Raw genomic sequence first — 17,626 nt, 5'->3', positions numbered from 1 at the left:
CACTGTCGAATGATTGCGGCGCAATCGTGGCTCCTCGGCGTAATTTTGCGCAACGAACCGGGTGCATCCGGTTTGCCGCCATCGATTTGTTGCATCAGGAAGCGCTTCGTCGAAGAAATCGACGACCCGGCAGCACTCCGCATGGTGAGCGAGGGCACAGAGGTGCCCGGTGAACTGAATCACGTTCACCGGGCGCTGTGCTGTTTCTATGTGGTTGTACCGGACTAATTCCGGCTTGGCCTGAGCGTCAGTTGCGCACCGGCCACTCGCCGTTGACAACCGCTGCGGGGTCCTTGCGGCGGAAGAATTCCTGCAGGCCAGCTGCCTGTTCGGCGGCCCAAGAGACCTGTGCGCCGTGCAGTTCCAACGGGTCGAGCTGCAGCTTGGGGTACTTCTCGGCCAGCGCGTCGGCGATGCCGATGGTCGCGACGGCGTCGGCCTGCGAGGTGTGGGCGTTGAGCAGTTGCACGCCGTAGAACTCGCTCATCACCGAGAGGTTGCGCTTGCCGCGGCGGTACTTGTCCACCTGCTTGTCCATGATGTAGGGGTCGATGACCGGCGCGGGGGCCAGCGGGGCCACGCCGTGGCGCCTCGCCTCGCGGTCCAGTACGGTGAAATCGTAGGCGGCGTTGAAGGCCATGACCGGCATGGTCTGGAACAGGTCGGCAAGGTAGGCGGAGATCTCCGCGACGGCAGTTGCGGCGTCCGTGCCCTCGGCTTGGGCCTGGGCGGTGTAGATGCCGTGGATTTCACTGGCTTCAACCGGGATCGGCACCCCGGGGTTCACCAGCCATTCCTTGGTGTGCAGGATTTCGGAGCGGCCGTTGACCACGACGATCGACGCCGTGACGATGCGTGCATCGAGCGGATCGCGCCCGGTGGTTTCAAGGTCGAATGCGGCGCGGGGGAGTGTATGCCAGGAAGTCATGTAACAACGCTACCGGGGATCGCGGACACTTTGGCACACGACGCCTTGGCGCACGACACCGCGGCGGCGTTGAGGACGGGCATGCAATGCCGGATAGATTTGATGCATGGTGCAAAGCGCTGCCGATGGGCAGCAGGAATTCGGCGGCCGGCTCGACTACGACGAGGCGGTGCTTGAGGTGGCTGCCCTGATCCCGCCGGGCAGGGTGCTCTCCTACGGGGATATCGCCGAACTGCTCGGTTCCGGCGGCCCGCGCCAGGTGGGCAAGGCCATGTCCCGGTCGGGGTCGGCCGTGTGCTGGTGGCGGGTGCTGCGCGCCGACGGCACCCTGCCCGGGGACCTGCAAGTCCGGGCCGAGGTCCAATGGGCTGCCGAGGGCACGCCGCGGCGCGGTTCCGGCGTCCTCATGAAAGATGCTCGGTGGGAGCCGGGCGAAGCCGAACACCTGCGCATCGACGAGGTCGCGGCCCTGCTGCCGGTTCCAAAACGTCGCACACCACTGATCTGATGGAGAACATGAATTCCCGCACGATGGATTCCCGGGCGACTGGTTCCCCGGTGCCTGAACACGAAACCTTCACCGGGGTAGCTGGCTGCGCCGATGACCCCGCGCAACAGGAACTGATCGACCTGGGGGCAGGCCACGGCCCGCTGCTGGTGCTCGGCGCCCCCGGCACCGGGAAGACCACGACGCTGCTGCGCATGCTTACCTCGCGGCTTGATCGCGGGCTGGACCCCGAGCACCTCCTGGTGCTTTCGCCGACGCGTCTGGCAGCGGCCCAGCTGCGTGACGACCTCTCAGCCGGCACCGAAAAGACGTTCTCCGAACCCGCGGTGCGCACCTGGTCCGCCTACGCTTTCGACCTGATCCGCCGCGCGCGGCTCGACGGGCTGCTGCCGCAGCTGCAGCGCCCGCCCCGGCTGCTCTCCGGCCCCGAGCAGGACACGCTGATCGGGCATCTCCTGGAGGGGCACGCGCAGGGCTTCACCCCCGCGCCGGAATGGCCGTCCTCCTTGGGCGAGGCCGTCGGCACCCGCGGTTTCCGCAAGGAACTGCGCGAGCTGTTCGACCGCGTCTCCGAACACGGGCTCGACGCGGGCGAACTGCAAGACCTGGGCGAGGAGCTACACCGCCCCGAATGGGTTGCGGCCGCGCAGTTCTACCAGGAGTACCGGGACCTGCTGGACCTTGGCAGCGCCGAGGCCTTCGACCCCGCCGGGCTGATCGCCGAGGCCGCGTACCTGCTGGAATCGAACCCGGAATTCCTGGCCGCCGAGCACGAGCGCCTGCACCTGGTTTTGGTCGATGACCTGCAGGAAGCCAACCCGGCGCAGCAAAAGCTGCTCTCCATGCTGGCCCGCGGACGCGACCTGGTCGCCTTTGCCGTGCCCGACAACGTCGTCCAGGGCTTCCGCGGCGCGCGCCCCGACCTGCTGGGCGACTTCGGGTCGCTGCACGGCACCGACAAGGCGCCGGCCCGCACGTTCGAACTGTGCACGTCCTACCGGCTGAACCCCGGGCTGGCGGAGGCCTGGGGCCGGGTGGCCCGACGCATCCCGGTCTCCGCCGGCGCCGCCGGCAGGACGCTCGTGGCAAGCGAGCTTGAATCAGAAACCCCCGATGCCGACGCCGCCGTGGCTGCCGAGACCGATGCAGGGCTCGCCCACAGCGACACCGTGGAGCCCGACGCGACCGGCAACCCTGCGGCGTTGGAGGTCCTGCTCGTCGATTCGCCCATCCACGAGCAGCGCCTGGTCGCCCAGCGGCTGCTCGAGGAACACCTGATGAACGGGCGCCCGTTGGACTCCATGGCCGTGGTGCTGCGCAACGGCGGCCAGGTGCGGGCCATGGCCAAGTACCTGGCCGGGACCGGGATCGCGGTCAACACCCCGCCGGCGGAAACGCCGCTGCGCGAGGAGCCTGCGGTGCGTCCGTTGCTGGATTTGATGCAGCTGGCGCTGGACCCGGAGAAGATCCCCGATCCGCTGCTGCTCCAGGAACTGCTGATGTCCCGCTACGCGAACTCCACGGCGCTGGACGTGCGGCGGCTGCGCCAGGGGTTGCGCCGCCACGAGGTGGCCGGGGGCGGGCAGCGTTCCAGCGCCGACCTACTGGCCGGCATGCTCGAACAGCTTCCCTTGCTGGAGACCATGGGCCGGGAGGCCGCCGGTGCCAGGCGGCTGGCCCGCATGTACCAGGCGCTGAAGGGCGAGCTGGCCGGTGCCAACGTGAACGCCGAGACCGCGCTCTGGGCGCTGTGGGCCGCCAGCGGCATGGCCGAGAAATGGAGCGAGGCGGCCCTGAACGGCGGCGTGCTCGGCGCCCGCGCCGACCACGACCTCGATGCGATGCTCGCGATCTTCCAGGGTGCCGAACGCTTCGTCGACCAGCTCCCAGGCTCCAGCGTGCAGCAATTCGTCGACCACGTGCTGGGCCAGGAACTGCCGATGGACACCCTGGCCAACCGCGGCGGGTCCGCCGCCTCCGTGCAGGTGCTCACCACCGCCGCGGCGGCCGGGCGCGAGTGGGACCTGGTGCTGATCCCCGGCATGCAGGAGGGCATCTGGCCCAACACCCGACTGCGTGGCGAGCTGCTGGGCGGCGGCGCGCTCAGCGACGTCATCGAGCACGGCCCGCAGATCCTGCCCACCCGCAACATCGCCGCCCGGCTGCGTGAAACCCGGGCCGACGAGCTGCGCACCTTCGCCAACGCGCTCTCCCGCGCCCGCCGGAAGGTCGTCTGCATCGCGGTCGCCTCCGAGGACGCGCAGCCATCCTCGTTCCTGGACGTGGTGGACCCGCACGGGGCGCTCGAGCCTCGGCGCCCGGTCTTCGTTCCGCGTCCGCGCACGCTCGGCGCGCTCGTCGCGGAACTGCGCCAGGCAGCCGAGGCCACCGCCCTGGACCCGGAGCGGGCCCCGCTGCACGCCGACGCCGCCCGCTCCCTTGCCATGCTGCTCAAGGCGCCCTTCCCGATCCGCGGCGTGCACCCCAACAGCTGGTGGGGCCTGCAGGAGGCCACCAGCCACGGACCGGTCACGCCGGTGGGCGAACCGGTGAAGGTTTCCCCCTCCAAGGTCGAGTCGGTCATGAACTCCCCGCTGAACTGGTTTGTGCAGGCCGCCGGGGGAGAAGCCGCCACCGACTTTGCCCGGAGCCTTGGGACCCTGGTGCACTCGATCGCCGAGGAACACCCGGAGGCCAGCGGCGGACAGTACCTGGAGGTGCTCGACGAGCGCTGGCCCGAACTCGAGATGCCGGAGAACTGGGAGGGTGCGCGCGACCGCGAGCGCGCCGAGGCGATGCTCAAGAAGCTCGCCCAGTACTCGGTCATGATGCGCACGGAGAACCGCAGGCTCATCGGGCGGGAAATCCCGTTCGACGTGACGATCCCCGGCGAGAAGCGCGACGCGCTGCTGCGCGGGGTGGTTGACCGGGTGGAGGCCGACGAGGCCGGCAACCCCTGGGTCGTCGACCTGAAGACCGGCAAGTCCCAGCCCAGCGGCAAGGACGTCGAACGCCACCCGCAGCTCGGCGCCTACCAGGCGGCCGTCATCAACGGGGCGCTCGCCGGGAAGACCGCCGAGGAACTGACCACCCAACCCGCGGGGGCCTCGCTGGTACAGCTGGGCACCAACACCAAGAGCCCGCGCGAGCAGGCCCAACCGCCGATCACCGACGAGGACTGGGCCACCCCCATGGTGCTCCAGGCCGCCGAGCTGATGGGCGAGGCCGATTTCCTGAGCCGGCACGACCCCGCCCGCGGCGGGCGCAGCGGCAGCAGCTGCCGGCTGCCCAGCATTTGTCCGCTCTGCAGCGAAGGAAAACAGGTGACCGAGCCGTGAGCCACCCCATGACAGAAGCACAGGAAGACCTGCCCGGCGGGCAGGAACCCGCCCGCATCCACTCCCCGGAGGAGCTTGCCGACTTGCTCGGGCAGCACCAGCCCACCGCCGAGCAGTCCGCGATCATCTCCTCGCCGCTCGAGCCGCTGCTGGTGATCGCCGGCGCCGGGTCCGGCAAGACCGCGACCATGGCCGACCGCGTCATCTGGCTGGTGGCCAACAAGCTGGTGCGCCCCGAGGAGATCCTCGGCGTGACTTTCACCCGCAAGGCCGCCGGGGAGCTCGCCCAGCGCATCCGCGGGCAGCTGGAAAAGCTTGCCCGCTCCGGTTTGCTGGAACTCGAGGAGGGGGAAGGGCTGCTGGATCCCAGCGTCTCCACGTACCACTCCTACGCCAACACGATCGTGAAGGAACACGGTCTGCGCATCGGCGTCGAATCCGACACCGCGCTGCTCGGCACCGCGCAGGCCTGGCAGGTCGCCGCCGCAGTGGTGGAAAACTATGCCGGCGACTACGAACACCTGGCCTCCTCCAAGAACACGCTGATCGACGCGGTTGTCACCTTCGCGGGCGAATGCGCCGAACACCTCATGCCGCCCACCGAGGCCAAGGCCTGGGTGGACGATCTGGTGGCCCGGCTGGAGGCCCTGCCGTACCGGGTGGACAAGCATGCGGCGCCCTCGGTGGAGGCGCGCAAGCTGCTGGACAAGCTGCGCACCCGCTCCACCATCGCCGAGCTGGCCGTGGACTACGCAGACGCGAAGGCCGCGCGCGGCGCCCTGGACTACGGCGACCTGGTCGCACTGGCCGCGCGCATCGCCCAGGAGATCCCCGAGGCCTCCGAGGGGGAGCGCGCCAAGTTCAAGGTGGTGCTGCTGGACGAGTTCCAGGACACCTCGCACGCCCAGATGGTGCTGTTCTCCTCGATCTTCGGCGGAGGGCACGCACTGACCGCCGTGGGCGATCCCAACCAGTCGATCTACGGCTTCCGCGGCGCCAGCGCCGGGCAGCTCTTCCGGTTCCCGACCGTGTTCCCCGCCATCGACGGCGATGCCCTGCGCCCGGCATCCATCGCTTACCTGAGCACCGCCTGGCGCAACTCCATCAACGTGCTGGAAGCCGCAAACGCCGTCTCCGCGCGGCTGAATTCCGCGGCGGTCTCCGGCATCGCGGTGCCGTCGTTGAAGCCCAGCGCCTTTGCCGGGGTCGGTGTCGTTGAGATGGCCCGCTACGCCACCGGCGCCCAGGAGGCGGCGGCCCTGGCGCAGCGTTTCATCGCCGAGCGCCAATCGTTCACCAAGGAACACGGCAAGCACCCGACCATGGCGGTGCTCTGCCGTACGCGCTCCCAGCTGACCCCGATCGCCCGCGGGCTGGAGGACGCCGGCATCCCGTACGAGATCCTGGGCCTCGGCGGCCTGCTGAGCATGCCGGAGGTCACCGACCTGGTGGCCACGCTCAACGTGCTGGTTGACCCCAACCGCTCGGACCACCTGTTGCGGCTGATCTCCGGGGCGCGCTGGCGCATCGGCCCGGCCGACCTGATGGCCTTCGCCGACTGGTCGCGTTTCCTGGCCCGGCGCCGCGAGTTCGCGCTGAAGGACGGCGGAACCGAGAACCTGGAGCGGCCCGACGGCACCGAGGAGATCATCCGCGCCGAGGCCCGCGCCGAACTCAACGACGCCGCCAGCCTTGTCGAGGCGCTTGACTACCTGCCGCATCGCGACTGGGTCAGCGGTGACGGGCGTGCGCTCAGCCCCGAGGCGCTGTCCCGGCTGACCAGGCTGCGCGACGAGCTGCGCTACCTGCGCGGCTTCATCGACGACGACCTGGAAACGCTGCTGCGCGAAACCGAACGCACCATGGGACTTGATTTGGAGGTCGCCGCCAAGCCCGGCGTCGGCATCCACGAGGCGCGCCGCCATCTCGACGCGTTCGCCGACATCGCCCAGGACTACGCCCGTTCCTCGCTGCGCGTGGACCTCGCCGGGTTCCTCACTTGGCTTGAGGCCGCCGCGGAAAAGGAGGGCGGGCTGGCGATCGTCCAGGCCGAGTCCAACCCCGAGGCCGTGCAACTGCTGACGATCCACGCCTCCAAGGGCCTGGAGTGGGACGTGGTGGCGGTGACCGGGATGAACGACGGCGTGTTCCCCAGCGCCAACGATTCGCGCTGGACCAGCGGCGACGCCGCCCTGCCCTGGCCGCTGCGCGGGGACAAGCACGACCTGCCGCAGTGGGACACCGACCAGGAGTCCCTTTTTGACGTCGTCAAGGCCGAGGGCATGTTCAAGTCCGAGGTACTCGCCCACGCAGAAATGGAGGAACGGCGCCTGGCCTACGTGGCGCTGACCCGTGCCAAGAGCCTGCTGATCTGTTCGGCCACGGTGTGGACCGGCACCCGCACCAAGATGACCGAGCCCTCCGGCTTCCTCGGCGACATGTTGCCGCTGGCCGACGGCCGGACCCCCTCGGCGCACATCACCACATGGGTCGAGGATGATCAGGCCCCGGAAGCCAACCCCTTCCGCGAGGAACCGCTGGAGGCGCGCTGGCCGTACGACCCGCTGGAGGGACCCGTCGTTGTCGGCGGGGGAACGGTTCGCCCGCGTCCGCCGGGGCGCCGCGCCGCACTCGAGGCGGCAGCCCGTTCGGTGCTCGGTGCCGCCGGGTTCCCGGTTGCCACGCGCGTGGTGTCGCCCGAAGCGCCATCCGAAGAATCCGCCGAAGCCGTCGAAGCCACCGACGATGAAGCTGCCGCCGTGGCCGGTGAAGTGGATGCATCCTGGCAGACACCCATCGGCGAGGCGTGGCTGAAGGAAACGAACCTGTTGGTGGCGCGGCTGGCGGCCGAGGCCGCGGAAGTGCGGACCACCAGCGTGCCCAAGCACGTGCGGGCCTCGGTGTTCGTCGAACTGGCCACGGACGCCCAAGGAGTGCTGGCCGATTTGCGCCGGCCGGTTCCGCGCCGCCCGGGCACTGCGGCACGCCGCGGGACCGCCTTCCATGCCTGGCTGGAGGAGTATTTCGACTCCACCGGCATGCTAGACCTTGGCGAGTTCATGGGGGCGGCCGATGCCTACATCGACGAGGCGCTGGACCTCGAAGAGATGAAGGAGGCGTTCCTGAAATCCGAATGGGCCAATCGGCAGCCAGCCCACGTGGAGGCCGCGATCGAAACACGGATCGGACCGGTCAGCGTGCGCGGACGCATCGACGCCGTCTTCCAGGAGCCTGATGGATCATGGCTGCTTGTCGACTGGAAGACCGGTCGGGTGCCGCGCGGGGACGACCTGCGCAGCAAGTCGTTGCAACTGGCGGTCTACCGGCTGGGCTGGGCGCGTCTGCTGGGCATCGACGTCGAACAGGTCCGCGCCGCGTTCTACTATGTTGGTTCCGGCATCACCATCAGGCCTCATGACCTGGCGGAGGAAGCTGAGCTCGAGGCATTGATCAGTGAATCGCTAGGCACGCTCAACGGCTAGCCGAATCAGTGGAACGCACAATGGGTCGGGGAAACGGAAGAATCGTTTCCCCGACCCATTGGCAATCTTGGCGTGGCTACAGTCCCGGAATGCTGATGACTTCAGCGGTGGCGGGGGTCTTGTGCGGTGCTACCGCGTTCCAGTCGCTGAACATCATGTTTCCACTCCCTGCACTGGCCGGACCCGTTGCTTCGATCTTCAGCAGGTAGGGTTCGCCCTCAGCGGCAATCCAGAAATCGGTTTCGTTGCCGACATACTTGAACGTCTTCACGCCGTTGAGGTTCTCAACGGACTTGGCCGTGACCTTCGGGGCCTCCACGCTCATCATGCTGTCAGTGCCAAGGTTGTCGAGCAAGGACCCCAGATTGAAGTTGCCGAATTGGCTGGCATCCTTCACAGAGATCCACTTGTCGCCGACCATGGTCGCAAGCATGCCTGCGGCTTCCTTGCCGGCCGTCTTGGCGAGGAACTTCTTGTCGGCCTTCAGATAATTGGCGCCATCGATGCTCAGGAGCTCGAGAGTGCCATCCTTCATAGTGATGTTCGCCTTGGTGTTGGAGCCGTCCTTGTTGCCGGAGAGCTTCATCTTCACGCTTTCGGTTCCCCTCGACATGTCGCCTGACAGAGTTACCGAGGTGGCATTTTTCAGAGTGACGGCCGTCTTGGGGAAGATTTCACTAGCGTCCGGCACCGTGATCTGAACGGCCTCCGGGGTGTTTTCGGCCGCTGCCGTGGTGGTGTCAGCCGGCTTGTCGGATGCAGTGGAGCATCCAGTCAATGCCAGCATTACTCCGGCAGTAGCCGTCAGTAGCAGGGCTCTGTTTTTGAGGTTCTTCATGGTGAGTCTCCGCGGTGCGTAGGATGATGGAAAATCAGGTCACCGACGCTTAAACGTGGGATTCCACCGTGAAGTCTACTGAATGGACTAATTGATTTGGTGCAGATGTTCCGAGCGGAGATTGTCGCTTTAGCCCGGCACTTGCCCGTTATTTGGGATCGCGAGGCTGGATCGGAATCGCGGTCGTGTCGGGGTCTGACGCATTTTGGGCGGGGGTGACCTCAGCTGATTCGTCCTGGTTGGTGTCATTGATGAGAGTTGGATCGGCCGAGTCGACTTCGGAAGCGGCCTTGATCGGCTTCGGCAGTTCATCGTGCTGCGCTTCGGGTTCGGGCGTGTCGGAATCGCGCGTCGATACGCCTTCGTCGATGGAATCGGCGCGAGGTGTGGACTTGGGCTGTGCCGGAACCGGGACCGGGATGGGGATGGGGATCGGCGCAGATACTGGAGCGGAAAGCAGCCGGATGGCATTGGTTGCAGGTTCCGCCTCCTCGGCATCCCGCGATTCGTCCGGCGATTCGGGCGTCGGCGGGGTGACGGCAACCGCCGCGGGCACCGGAGACGCTGCAACGGCCTCGGCACGCGTGGCTCGCGGCGGCTCAACCACGCTGATCGGCTGTCCGCCGTATTCCGCGATGTCGTTGTCCAAATCCTCAAGCATTGACTTGGCCTCGGCAATACGCTGGACGTCCTCGCTCGCAATGGCCTTGACCAGCCACTGCGCCAGCGCGAACTCGGCGGCAAGCGCTGCGCGCCGCATGATGTGCGGATCGGCACGGTCCCCGCGCACCGCGACATAGCCTTCGAGTGCCGCATCGGCGAAGGCCTGTTCGTGCACGGCGGCCAGCCAGGCGAAGTCGTCGGCAGGATCGCCGACCTGCAGGTCCGTCCAGCCGGTCACGGCGACGACCTTGGCGTCCTCGACCAAGAGCTGGTCCTCGTGCAGGTCACCGTGGATAACGGTTGAGTTGAAGCGCCAGAGCGCTACGTCTTCCAGCGCATGTTCCCAACGGCGCAGCAGACGGGACGGGATCATGCCCGTGGTCGCGGCCGCGTCAAGTTCGTTTAGGCGGCGCTGGCGCACCTGTTCGGAGGAATATGACGGCAAATCCGCCCGGTCGATGGCAGACTTCGGCATCGAATGGATCGCGGCCATGACGGCGCCCAGGTCTTGGGCGCAGCGGGAACCGAGTCCCACTAGGTCCTCGAGCGAGTATTGCTTGCCCGGGAGGTGGTTGTAGACAAAAGTTCGCAGCGAGCCCTGGCGCACCGTGCCGGCGACGGAGGGAAGTTGGAAAGGAAGCGAGGCACGAATGCCTGCGGAAAATGCGCGCAACGCCGCCAACTCGGATTCGAGCCGGATGCTGGCCTCGTCATGGCGCGGCGAGCGGACACGCCAGCGGTTTTTGGCGGCGTCGACTATGAGCACCGAGTCAAAATCATCACTGTCATCCGGCAATGAGGCCACGCCCGTGGGGGCCAATCCGGGGACCGCGGCGGTGGCGATGGCAGCGAGTTCCATGGGAGAGCGTTTCACATCCTCCACCGTAGACCGCCGGTGCCGTTCACGTCCTGCCGGGAAGCGGCGAGTCGCGTGATTTACGCCCAATATCCAGCCGATTCCCAGCTTGGATGTGGCGCCGGCAACGATTCGCCACCTCCTGGCGGGCGACCATGCCCGGAGCGGCGATCGGGCGACCCCGCAGGCCATCCACCCTCAGCGGCTCTCGGTCCTGCGCCGGAGCACACAACAAGCCCTATGCGCCGGCGTGCCGTCGGGCACAGAAACCCCGTGCGGGTGTCCGAGAGTAGGCGTTGGGCGGTACGGATCAGTACGGTTAGGGGTATGAGTGAAACAGCGCAGCCCGCAGGCCCGACCCACCCGGCTCTCGGGGCCCTGCCGCTGGCCCGCGAATCGGTCGACAGGCGATGCGAGCAGCGCACCGAAACCGACTGGTTGGAGCTGCTGGACAACGACCCGCAAACCGGTTACCTGATCATGGTCGGCGGCAGGGTGCACGTGCGCGACGGCGCCCTGGAGCTTGTGGCACGGGCACAGGTCCCCGCCGGAGGGACCGAGATCTATTTGGGCTTCGACGGCGCGCGCGAGATCGTGCTTCACGCCTTCCACGACGATCCCGGGGTGCTCACCAAGGAACATGTCGGTTCGGACCCCGGCGAATGGCTGGGATTGCGCGACGTTGCCGCCGGGCTGGGGCCGCGCGATGCCGGGCTCTTTGTGGAAGCCGTCGCCATCGCCAACTGGAACCACACCATGCAGTTCTGCCCACGTTGCGGGCACCGGCTGGAATCGACCGCCTCCGGCTGGGTCAAAGCCTGCCCGAACGACGCCTCCCAACACTTCCCGCGCACCGACCCCGCGATCATCGTGGCCATCACGGACAAGGACGACAGGCTGCTGCTTGGCGCGAACTCCCAGTGGGGCGGCAAGCGCTTCTCCACGCTGGCCGGGTTCGTGGAACCGGGGGAGTCGCTGGAATCGGCGGTGGTTCGCGAGGTGGCCGAGGAATCCGGCGTCGCGGTGGCCAACCCGCGCTACATGGGCTCGCAGCCCTGGCCTTTCCCGTGCTCGCTGATGCTCGGGTTCACGGCGACGGCCCTGGGCACCGAACTGCGCCCGGACGGGGTGGAAATCATCGACCTGCGCTGGTTCACCCGCGAGGAACTCGCCGCGCAGATCCGCTCCGGGGAGATCGGGGTGCCGGTCGGCGTTTCCATCGCCAGCGCCCTGATCGAAGACTGGTACGGCGGCGCGCTGCCCGAACCCGAACACCTGGAGAACTAGAACCGCATGTCATCCCTCGAAGACCGCATCCTCGCCGGGCTTGACGCCGAGCAGCGCCAGGTGGCGACCACGCTGAACGGGCCGCTGTGCGTGCTCGCCGGCGCCGGCACAGGCAAGACCCGGGCCATCACCCACCGCATCGCCTACGGGGTGCACTCGGGCGTCTACAAGCCCAGCTCGCTGCTGGCCGTCACCTTCACGGCGCGCGCCGCCGCAGAAATGCGCTCCCGCCTGCGCGAGCTTGGCGCCGGCGCGGTGCAGACGCGTACCTTCCACGCCGCGGCGCTGCGCCAGCTGCAGTACTTCTGGCCGCAGGCCATCGGGGGTACGCTGCCCGGCATCGTCGACTACAAGGCCCCGCTGATCACCGAAGCCGCCCGGCGCCTGCGCACCAACGCCGACCGCGCCACGGTCCGCGACCTCGCCGCGGAGATCGAATGGGCGAAGGTCTCGATGCTCACCCCGGAGAGCTACGTAGCCGCCGCGGCCGACCGCGGGCAGCCCGGCGGGCTCGATGTCACCACGGTCGCGCGCATCTTCCAGTCCTACGAGGACGTGAAGACCGACCGGCAGTACATCGACTTCGAGGACGTGCTGCTGCTGACCGTCGCCATCCTGGAGGACGACGAGAGGGTCGCCGCCTCGGTGCGCGAACAGTACCGCCACTTCGTGGTCGACGAGTACCAGGACGTTTCCCCGCTCCAGCAGCGCCTGCTCGACCTGTGGCTGGGCGGGCGCGACGAACTGTGCGTGGTCGGCGACTCCTCGCAGACCATCTACTCCTTCACCGGTGCGACACCGCGCCACCTGCTGGACTTCCCCTCGAAGTACCAGGACGCCCCGGTGGTCAAGCTGGTGCGCGACTACCGCTCTACCCCGCAGGTGGTGCACCTGGCCAACCGGGTGCTCGCCGCGCGCAGCCCCGAGCCGGGCGTGCCGGACCGCGACATCGCCTGGCCGACGCCGCTGGAGCTGATTGCCCAGCGCGACCCCGGGCCGGAGCCGGACTTCATCGAGGCCAAGGACGACGAAGCGGAGGCCGCCGAGGTCGCCGCGCGCATCAAGAAGCTGCTGGCCGCCGGGACCCCGGCATCGGAAATCGCCATCCTCTACCGCACCAACGGGCAGTCCGAGGCCTACGAACAGGCGCTCACCGCGCAGGGCATCGGCTACCTGCTGCGCGGCGGGGAACGCTTCTTCAACCGCCGCGAGGTGCGCGACGCGATGCTGCAGCTGCGTTCCGCCTCGCGATCGGCAAGCGACGAATCGGTCCCGCAGCTCACCCGCGACATCCTCATCTCGCTGGGCTACAGCAACATCGCCCCCACCGGAGGGGGAGCCGTGCGCGAGAAGTGGGAGTCGCTCTCCGCGCTGGTCGGGCTGGCCGACGAGATGGCCGCCGCCCGGGTGGACGCCGAGACCCCGTTCACGCTGCACGCCTTTGTCACCGAGCTGGAAGAACGCTCGGCCAGCCAGCACGCGCCGACCATCCAGGGCGTCACCTTGGCCTCGCTGCACGCGGCCAAGGGCCTGGAATGGGATGCGGTGTTCCTGGTCGGGCTCTCCGAGGGGCTCATGCCGATCTCCTTCGCCGAGGACCAGGCCGGGTACGACGAGGAACGCCGGCTGCTCTACGTGGGCATCACCCGCGCCCGCGTCCACCTCTCGCTGTCCTGGTCGCTGGCCCGGACCCCCGGTGGGCGCGCCCACCGCAGGCCCTCGCGCTTCCTCGACGGGCTTCGCCCGGCCGGCAGCTCGCGCACCCAGGGGACCGCACGCGCGCCCAAGCGCAAGGCGCTCGCCGGGCCGCCGACCTGCCGGACCTGCGGCACCCTGCTCAACGGCGCGGCGGAGCGCAAGCTCGGGCGCTGCGGCAACTGCCCGGCCGGGTACGACGAGGCCGTGTTCGAGAACCTGCGGTCCTGGCGGCTGCAGATCGCCCAGGCCAACTCGCTGCCGGCGTTCGTGATCTTCACCGATGCCACGCTCATGGCGATCGCGGAGGCGAACCCCGGCGACCTTGCGGCGCTGGGGCTTGTCTCCGGCGTGGGTCCCGGCAAGCTGGAGCGCTACGGGGACGCGATCCTGCAGATCCTCGGATCGGTGTAACGGGCCGTAGGGTCCCGCGGCCCACTTCGTCCGCCCCTACGCTGCTTCCTGCCCGTCCAGACAGGTGCACCCAGGCCGTTGGCGCGCCGGCACCTGCCGGGTGGCCCCGGTGGCCAGGTCGACCAGGATCATGGCCTCGGCCGCCGCGGGCACGTTTACCTCGTCGAGCGCCATAAGGATCTGGGTGGCGGCGGTGCCGGCCGCGGTGGCGGCGAGGCTGGCCTCGGGCCGCACCGGATGCCGGCGCCCGAGGTGCCCGCCGGTCGGCACGATGCGCAGCGTGGGGTCGCACTGTTCCCAGGCGCAGGCGTCGCACATGGTCAGCCCCGGGATCACCAGGGGCCCGATGCGCACCCCTGCGTCCGTGAAGAGGACCGGCAACAGCCGATCGTCCTGCGGCAGGAGGCCAAGGTCCGGCAGCAGCCCGCCGGCGATCACCACCGCCAGGTCCACGGGCGCGGCATCGGGCCCGCGCCGCGCGGTTTCGGCGAGCGTGAGCCTCGGGTACGTCTGCGCCAGCGCGCGCGAGGCGGCCCGGGTGCGCAATTGCCCCACGGTGTTGATGCCGGTGGTCGCCGCGCCGAGGTCCTCAAGCTGCATGCGCTCGGCGTCGCAGAGCAGCAGCGACCCGATGCCCGAGGCGGCCAGGATGCCGGCCAGCATCTGCCCGGTCCTGCCCAGGTGGTGGATGGCGACCCGCGCGTCGGCACGTTTCCGGAGCACCGGCCCGGCGTCCAGCTCGTAGGCCGCCGACCACTGCAGGATGTCCGGGGCGAGCCGGGAGCTGCCCGGCCCGTCGGCAGTGGCCCGGGCAGTGGCCGCGGCACCGGAGGAAGCCTCGGAAGAAGCGTCGGCGGGAGCCACGGAGGACCCCGGCGAGGGCGGCGCATCCGCGGCCGGTTCGATGAGCACCGGGCGCAGGACGGACAGGATCGCGTTTTGCCGCTCCGGCGGCAGGGCAGGCGCCTCAGTGGGCCCGCCAACCGGTTCCCGTCCGGACAGCGAGAGCACGAATTGCTGCTCGGCGGGGTCCAGTCCGGTTATCCACCGGGCGCGCTGCCCGGTGCCGATCTGGATGGTGCCCTCCACTATGCTGAGTACCTGTAAACCCGGGTTGATCCTCATGGTGCTGCCCCTTTCATCGTGAGCCGATCGGCTGCCACCAGCCCATGGTGGCATCGTCCCGCCGGGGTTGGGGCGCTATCCACAAGGTGGCGCGGGCAAGTGCCGAATGCGCGGTATCGGAAGCGGCCGTGGCCGAGGCCAGCAGCGGCCCGCCGGGCCGGAAAGGAACAGACAATGCCAGTGCACCCATCGACCATCGAGTTTGTGAACGACTTTGGCACGCCGATCCGGGTGGTGCGCTCCACCAAGCGCCGGAAGACGATCTCCGCCGTGTGGAAGGAGAACACCATGGTGGTCTCCGTTCCCGCGGAGCTGACGCACGACGCCGAGCGGATCCTGGTGCTGGACATGGTCAAGAAGCTCGAGCGCAAGGTGGCCCGGGCGGTGGTGCCCGATGCCGACGCGCTGCTGCTGGCCCGCGCGCGCACCATGGACGCCGAGCTCTTCGGCGGCCGTGCGGCCCCCGCCTCGGTGCGCTGGGTCGGCAACCAAAACCGGCGTTGGGGATCGGCAAGCCTGCGAAGCCGCAGGATCCGCCTCTCCGACCGGCTGCGGGCCATGCCGCAGTGGGTCCAGGACTACGTGCTGGCCCACGAGCTGGCCCACCTGGTCGAGCCGCGCGACGGCCACGGGCCGCGTTTCAAGGCGGCGCTGTCCCGCTACCCGCGCGTCCACGACGCAAACATCTTCCTCGCCGGCGTGAGCCACGGGTATGCGACACGTTCCCACGCCCAGGCCGGGGGAACGTCGGCCGCCGGTCTTCCGTTCGGGGACGACGACGACTTCGACGAGTTCGACACGGATCCCGGGGACCCCGGGCTGTTCTGACCGGCACGCACTTCAACGCAAAAACGATGGCCGGCGGCTGCCGACACCACCATCAGGTGGGTCGGCAGCCGCCGGCCATCGTTCACGATGTACGTTCCGGGCCACGCGGCCCGGGCGGGACTACTTGCCCTGCGGTTCCCCGCCGGCAGGCGTGTCGCCGTCGGAGTCCTCGTCGGCATCCGTGGCCTCCGCCCGGCCCTCGGCATCCGCAGCATCGTCGGCCGCGGGCGCATCGAAGCCGCCGGAGAGCAGCTTGCTCAGCGCCGCGTCGATGTCGTCCATGCTGGCCTCGGCAAGCTGGCGGCGCGGGGTGAACCCGGCAGGATCCGCCAGGTCCTCGCCGGTCGGCATGAGGTCGGGGTGCTCCCAGATGGCGTCGCGGCCCTCGATGCCGCGCTCGTCGAGCAGGTGCGCCCACAATGCCGCGGCTTCGCGCAGGCGGCGCGGACGCAATTCGAGCCCCACCAGCGAGGCGAAGGCGTTCTCCGCGGGTCCGCCGGAGGCCCGGCGGCGGCGAATGGTCTCGCGCAGCGGCACGGCGCTGGGCAGGTTGACCGCCGCGGCGGCAACAACCTCGTCGACCCAGCCCTCCACGAGCGCCAGCACCAGTTCAAGCTTTTCCAGCGCGGCGTCCTGGGCCGGGGTGCGCTTGGGCATGAACAGGCCCTCGCCCATGAGCGACTGCATCGACTCGGGGTTCATCGGGTCGATGTCGCGCACCGCGTCCTCGATGCGGGACATGTCGATGTGGATGCCGCGGGCGTACGCCTCGATGGCGCCGATCAGCGTCGAACGCAGCCACGGCACCCGGTTGAACAGGCGGACGTGGGCGCATTCGCGCAGCGCGGCGAAGAGCAGGATCTCCTGTTCGGGGACCTCCAGGCCTTCGCCGAACGCGGCGAGGTTGGTCGGCACCAGCGCCGGGGTGGAGCCGGCCAGCGGCAGGCCGATGTCGGTGGCGCCCAGCACGTCCTTGGCCAGTCCGCCCACGGCGGTGCCCAGCTGCATGCCGAACATGGTGCCGCCGAGGGACTGCAGCATGCCCTGCGCGCCGCCGATCATCGGGCGCATCTGCTCGGGGATCTGTTCGGTCAGCGCCGTGGTGATGGCCTTGCCGACGCTGATCGCCACCGGTTCGGTCAGCGACTTCCACACGGGCATGGTCTTTTCGACCCATTCGGCGCGGGAGAGCGCGCGGCAGGTGCTGCCGTCGCCCTCAAGGGCGGTGGCCGCATCGAGCCAGAGGTCGGCGAGCTGGGCGGCGTTGGCGATCGCGGAGGCCCGGGCGGCGGAAACCGACGGGTCGTCGCCGGCGATGGACTGGCGGGCGGTGTCGGTCGCCATTTTCCAGTTCACCGGGCCGGAGCCGCCCTGGGACATCGCCGCCATCATGGCCTGCGCCTGCTTCATCATCTGCGCCATGGCGTCGGGGTTGTTGCCCATGCCCATGGCCTCGCCAAGCTCCGGGGGAAGGTTCTTCGGGTCGAATCCGCCCGCGCCGCCGAACAACGCGCCGAACATTTCGGAGAAGGGGTCCTTCGGGTTCTCGTCGTTGTTTTCGGAATCATCTGGACGGTTTGATGGGGGGTTCTCAGCCATGTTTCAACGGTACCCCGGCCCCGGCGCATCGGCCCACGGGCTGCGAAGCCAGTTCGCTGTCGGCA

Annotated in this window: 12 protein-coding genes; 7 read left to right on the top strand and 5 right to left on the bottom strand. The window is 68.9% G+C overall.

Features of this window, described 5'->3' with window-relative positions; genetic code table 11:
* Positions 1-9: 9 nt before the first annotated feature.
* Positions 10-228: a hypothetical protein gene (locus ACIQLF_RS16475; protein ID WP_400300672.1), complete on the top strand. Its 219-nt coding sequence runs from the start codon at positions 10-12 to the stop codon at positions 226-228.
* A 19-nt stretch (positions 229-247) separates the two neighbouring features.
* Here the strand turns inward: ACIQLF_RS16475 and ACIQLF_RS16470 are convergent, their stop codons facing one another.
* Positions 248-928, bottom strand: coding sequence for a 3'-5' exonuclease (locus ACIQLF_RS16470; RefSeq protein WP_400300670.1), 681 nt, complete (start codon positions 926-928; stop codon positions 248-250).
* A 106-nt stretch (positions 929-1,034) separates the two neighbouring features.
* Here ACIQLF_RS16470 and ACIQLF_RS16465 point away from each other — a divergent pair, with 106 nt between their 5' ends.
* The 3 genes from ACIQLF_RS16465 to ACIQLF_RS16455 are packed head-to-tail and all read left to right on the top strand — an operon-like array spanning position 1,035 to position 8,256.
* Positions 1,035-1,436 (top strand): MGMT family protein, encoded by a 402-nt coding sequence (locus ACIQLF_RS16465; RefSeq protein WP_400300667.1) that lies wholly within the window; start codon positions 1,035-1,037, stop codon positions 1,434-1,436.
* Positions 1,437-1,444: 8 nt separating this feature from the next.
* A complete protein-coding gene (locus ACIQLF_RS16460) occupies positions 1,445-4,774 on the top strand; it encodes an ATP-dependent helicase (protein ID WP_400300664.1) in 3,330 nt (1,109 codons plus the stop codon).
* Positions 4,775-4,782: 8 nt separating this feature from the next.
* Entirely contained in the window at positions 4,783-8,256 is a 3,474-nt protein-coding gene (locus tag ACIQLF_RS16455; protein WP_400300661.1) for an ATP-dependent helicase, read from the top strand.
* A gap of 76 nt (positions 8,257-8,332) precedes the next feature.
* Here ACIQLF_RS16455 and ACIQLF_RS16450 read toward each other — a convergent pair whose 3' ends face one another.
* Positions 8,333-9,094, bottom strand: a complete 762-nt coding sequence (locus ACIQLF_RS16450; RefSeq protein WP_400300658.1) for a hypothetical protein — start codon at positions 9,092-9,094, stop codon at positions 8,333-8,335.
* Positions 9,095-9,242: 148 nt separating this feature from the next.
* Positions 9,243-10,631: a macrolide 2'-phosphotransferase gene (locus ACIQLF_RS16445; RefSeq protein ID WP_400300656.1), complete on the bottom strand. Its 1,389-nt coding sequence runs from the start codon at positions 10,629-10,631 to the stop codon at positions 9,243-9,245.
* Positions 10,632-10,940: 309 nt separating this feature from the next.
* Here ACIQLF_RS16445 and nudC point away from each other — a divergent pair, with 309 nt between their 5' ends.
* Positions 10,941-11,900: an NAD(+) diphosphatase gene (nudC, locus tag ACIQLF_RS16440; protein ID WP_400300654.1), complete on the top strand. Its 960-nt coding sequence runs from the start codon at positions 10,941-10,943 to the stop codon at positions 11,898-11,900.
* A 6-nt stretch (positions 11,901-11,906) separates the two neighbouring features.
* A complete protein-coding gene (locus tag ACIQLF_RS16435; RefSeq protein WP_400300651.1) occupies positions 11,907-14,009 on the top strand; it encodes an ATP-dependent DNA helicase UvrD2 in 2,103 nt (700 codons plus the stop codon).
* A 36-nt stretch (positions 14,010-14,045) separates the two neighbouring features.
* On the opposite strand, the gene ACIQLF_RS16430 is transcribed toward ACIQLF_RS16435, so the two are convergent.
* Entirely contained in the window at positions 14,046-15,134 is a 1,089-nt protein-coding gene (locus ACIQLF_RS16430) for a hypothetical protein (RefSeq protein ID WP_400300649.1), read from the bottom strand.
* A gap of 174 nt (positions 15,135-15,308) precedes the next feature.
* On the opposite strand from ACIQLF_RS16430, the gene ACIQLF_RS16425 reads away from it, so the two are divergent.
* A complete protein-coding gene (locus ACIQLF_RS16425) occupies positions 15,309-15,962 on the top strand; it encodes a M48 family metallopeptidase (protein ID WP_400300647.1) in 654 nt (217 codons plus the stop codon).
* Positions 15,963-16,082: 120 nt separating this feature from the next.
* Here the strand turns inward: ACIQLF_RS16425 and ACIQLF_RS16420 are convergent, their stop codons facing one another.
* On the bottom strand, positions 16,083-17,561 hold the full coding sequence (locus ACIQLF_RS16420) for a zinc-dependent metalloprotease (RefSeq protein WP_400300644.1): 1,479 nt from the start codon (positions 17,559-17,561) through the stop codon (positions 16,083-16,085).
* Positions 17,562-17,626 lie beyond the last annotated feature (65 nt).

It is taken from the genome of Paeniglutamicibacter sp. NPDC091659 (assembly GCF_044756805.1).
Taxonomy (GTDB): Bacteria; Actinomycetota; Actinomycetes; order Actinomycetales; family Micrococcaceae; genus Paeniglutamicibacter.
The sequence above is the reverse complement of the archived record's forward strand: the minus strand, read 5'-3'. Positions and strand labels throughout refer to the sequence as shown.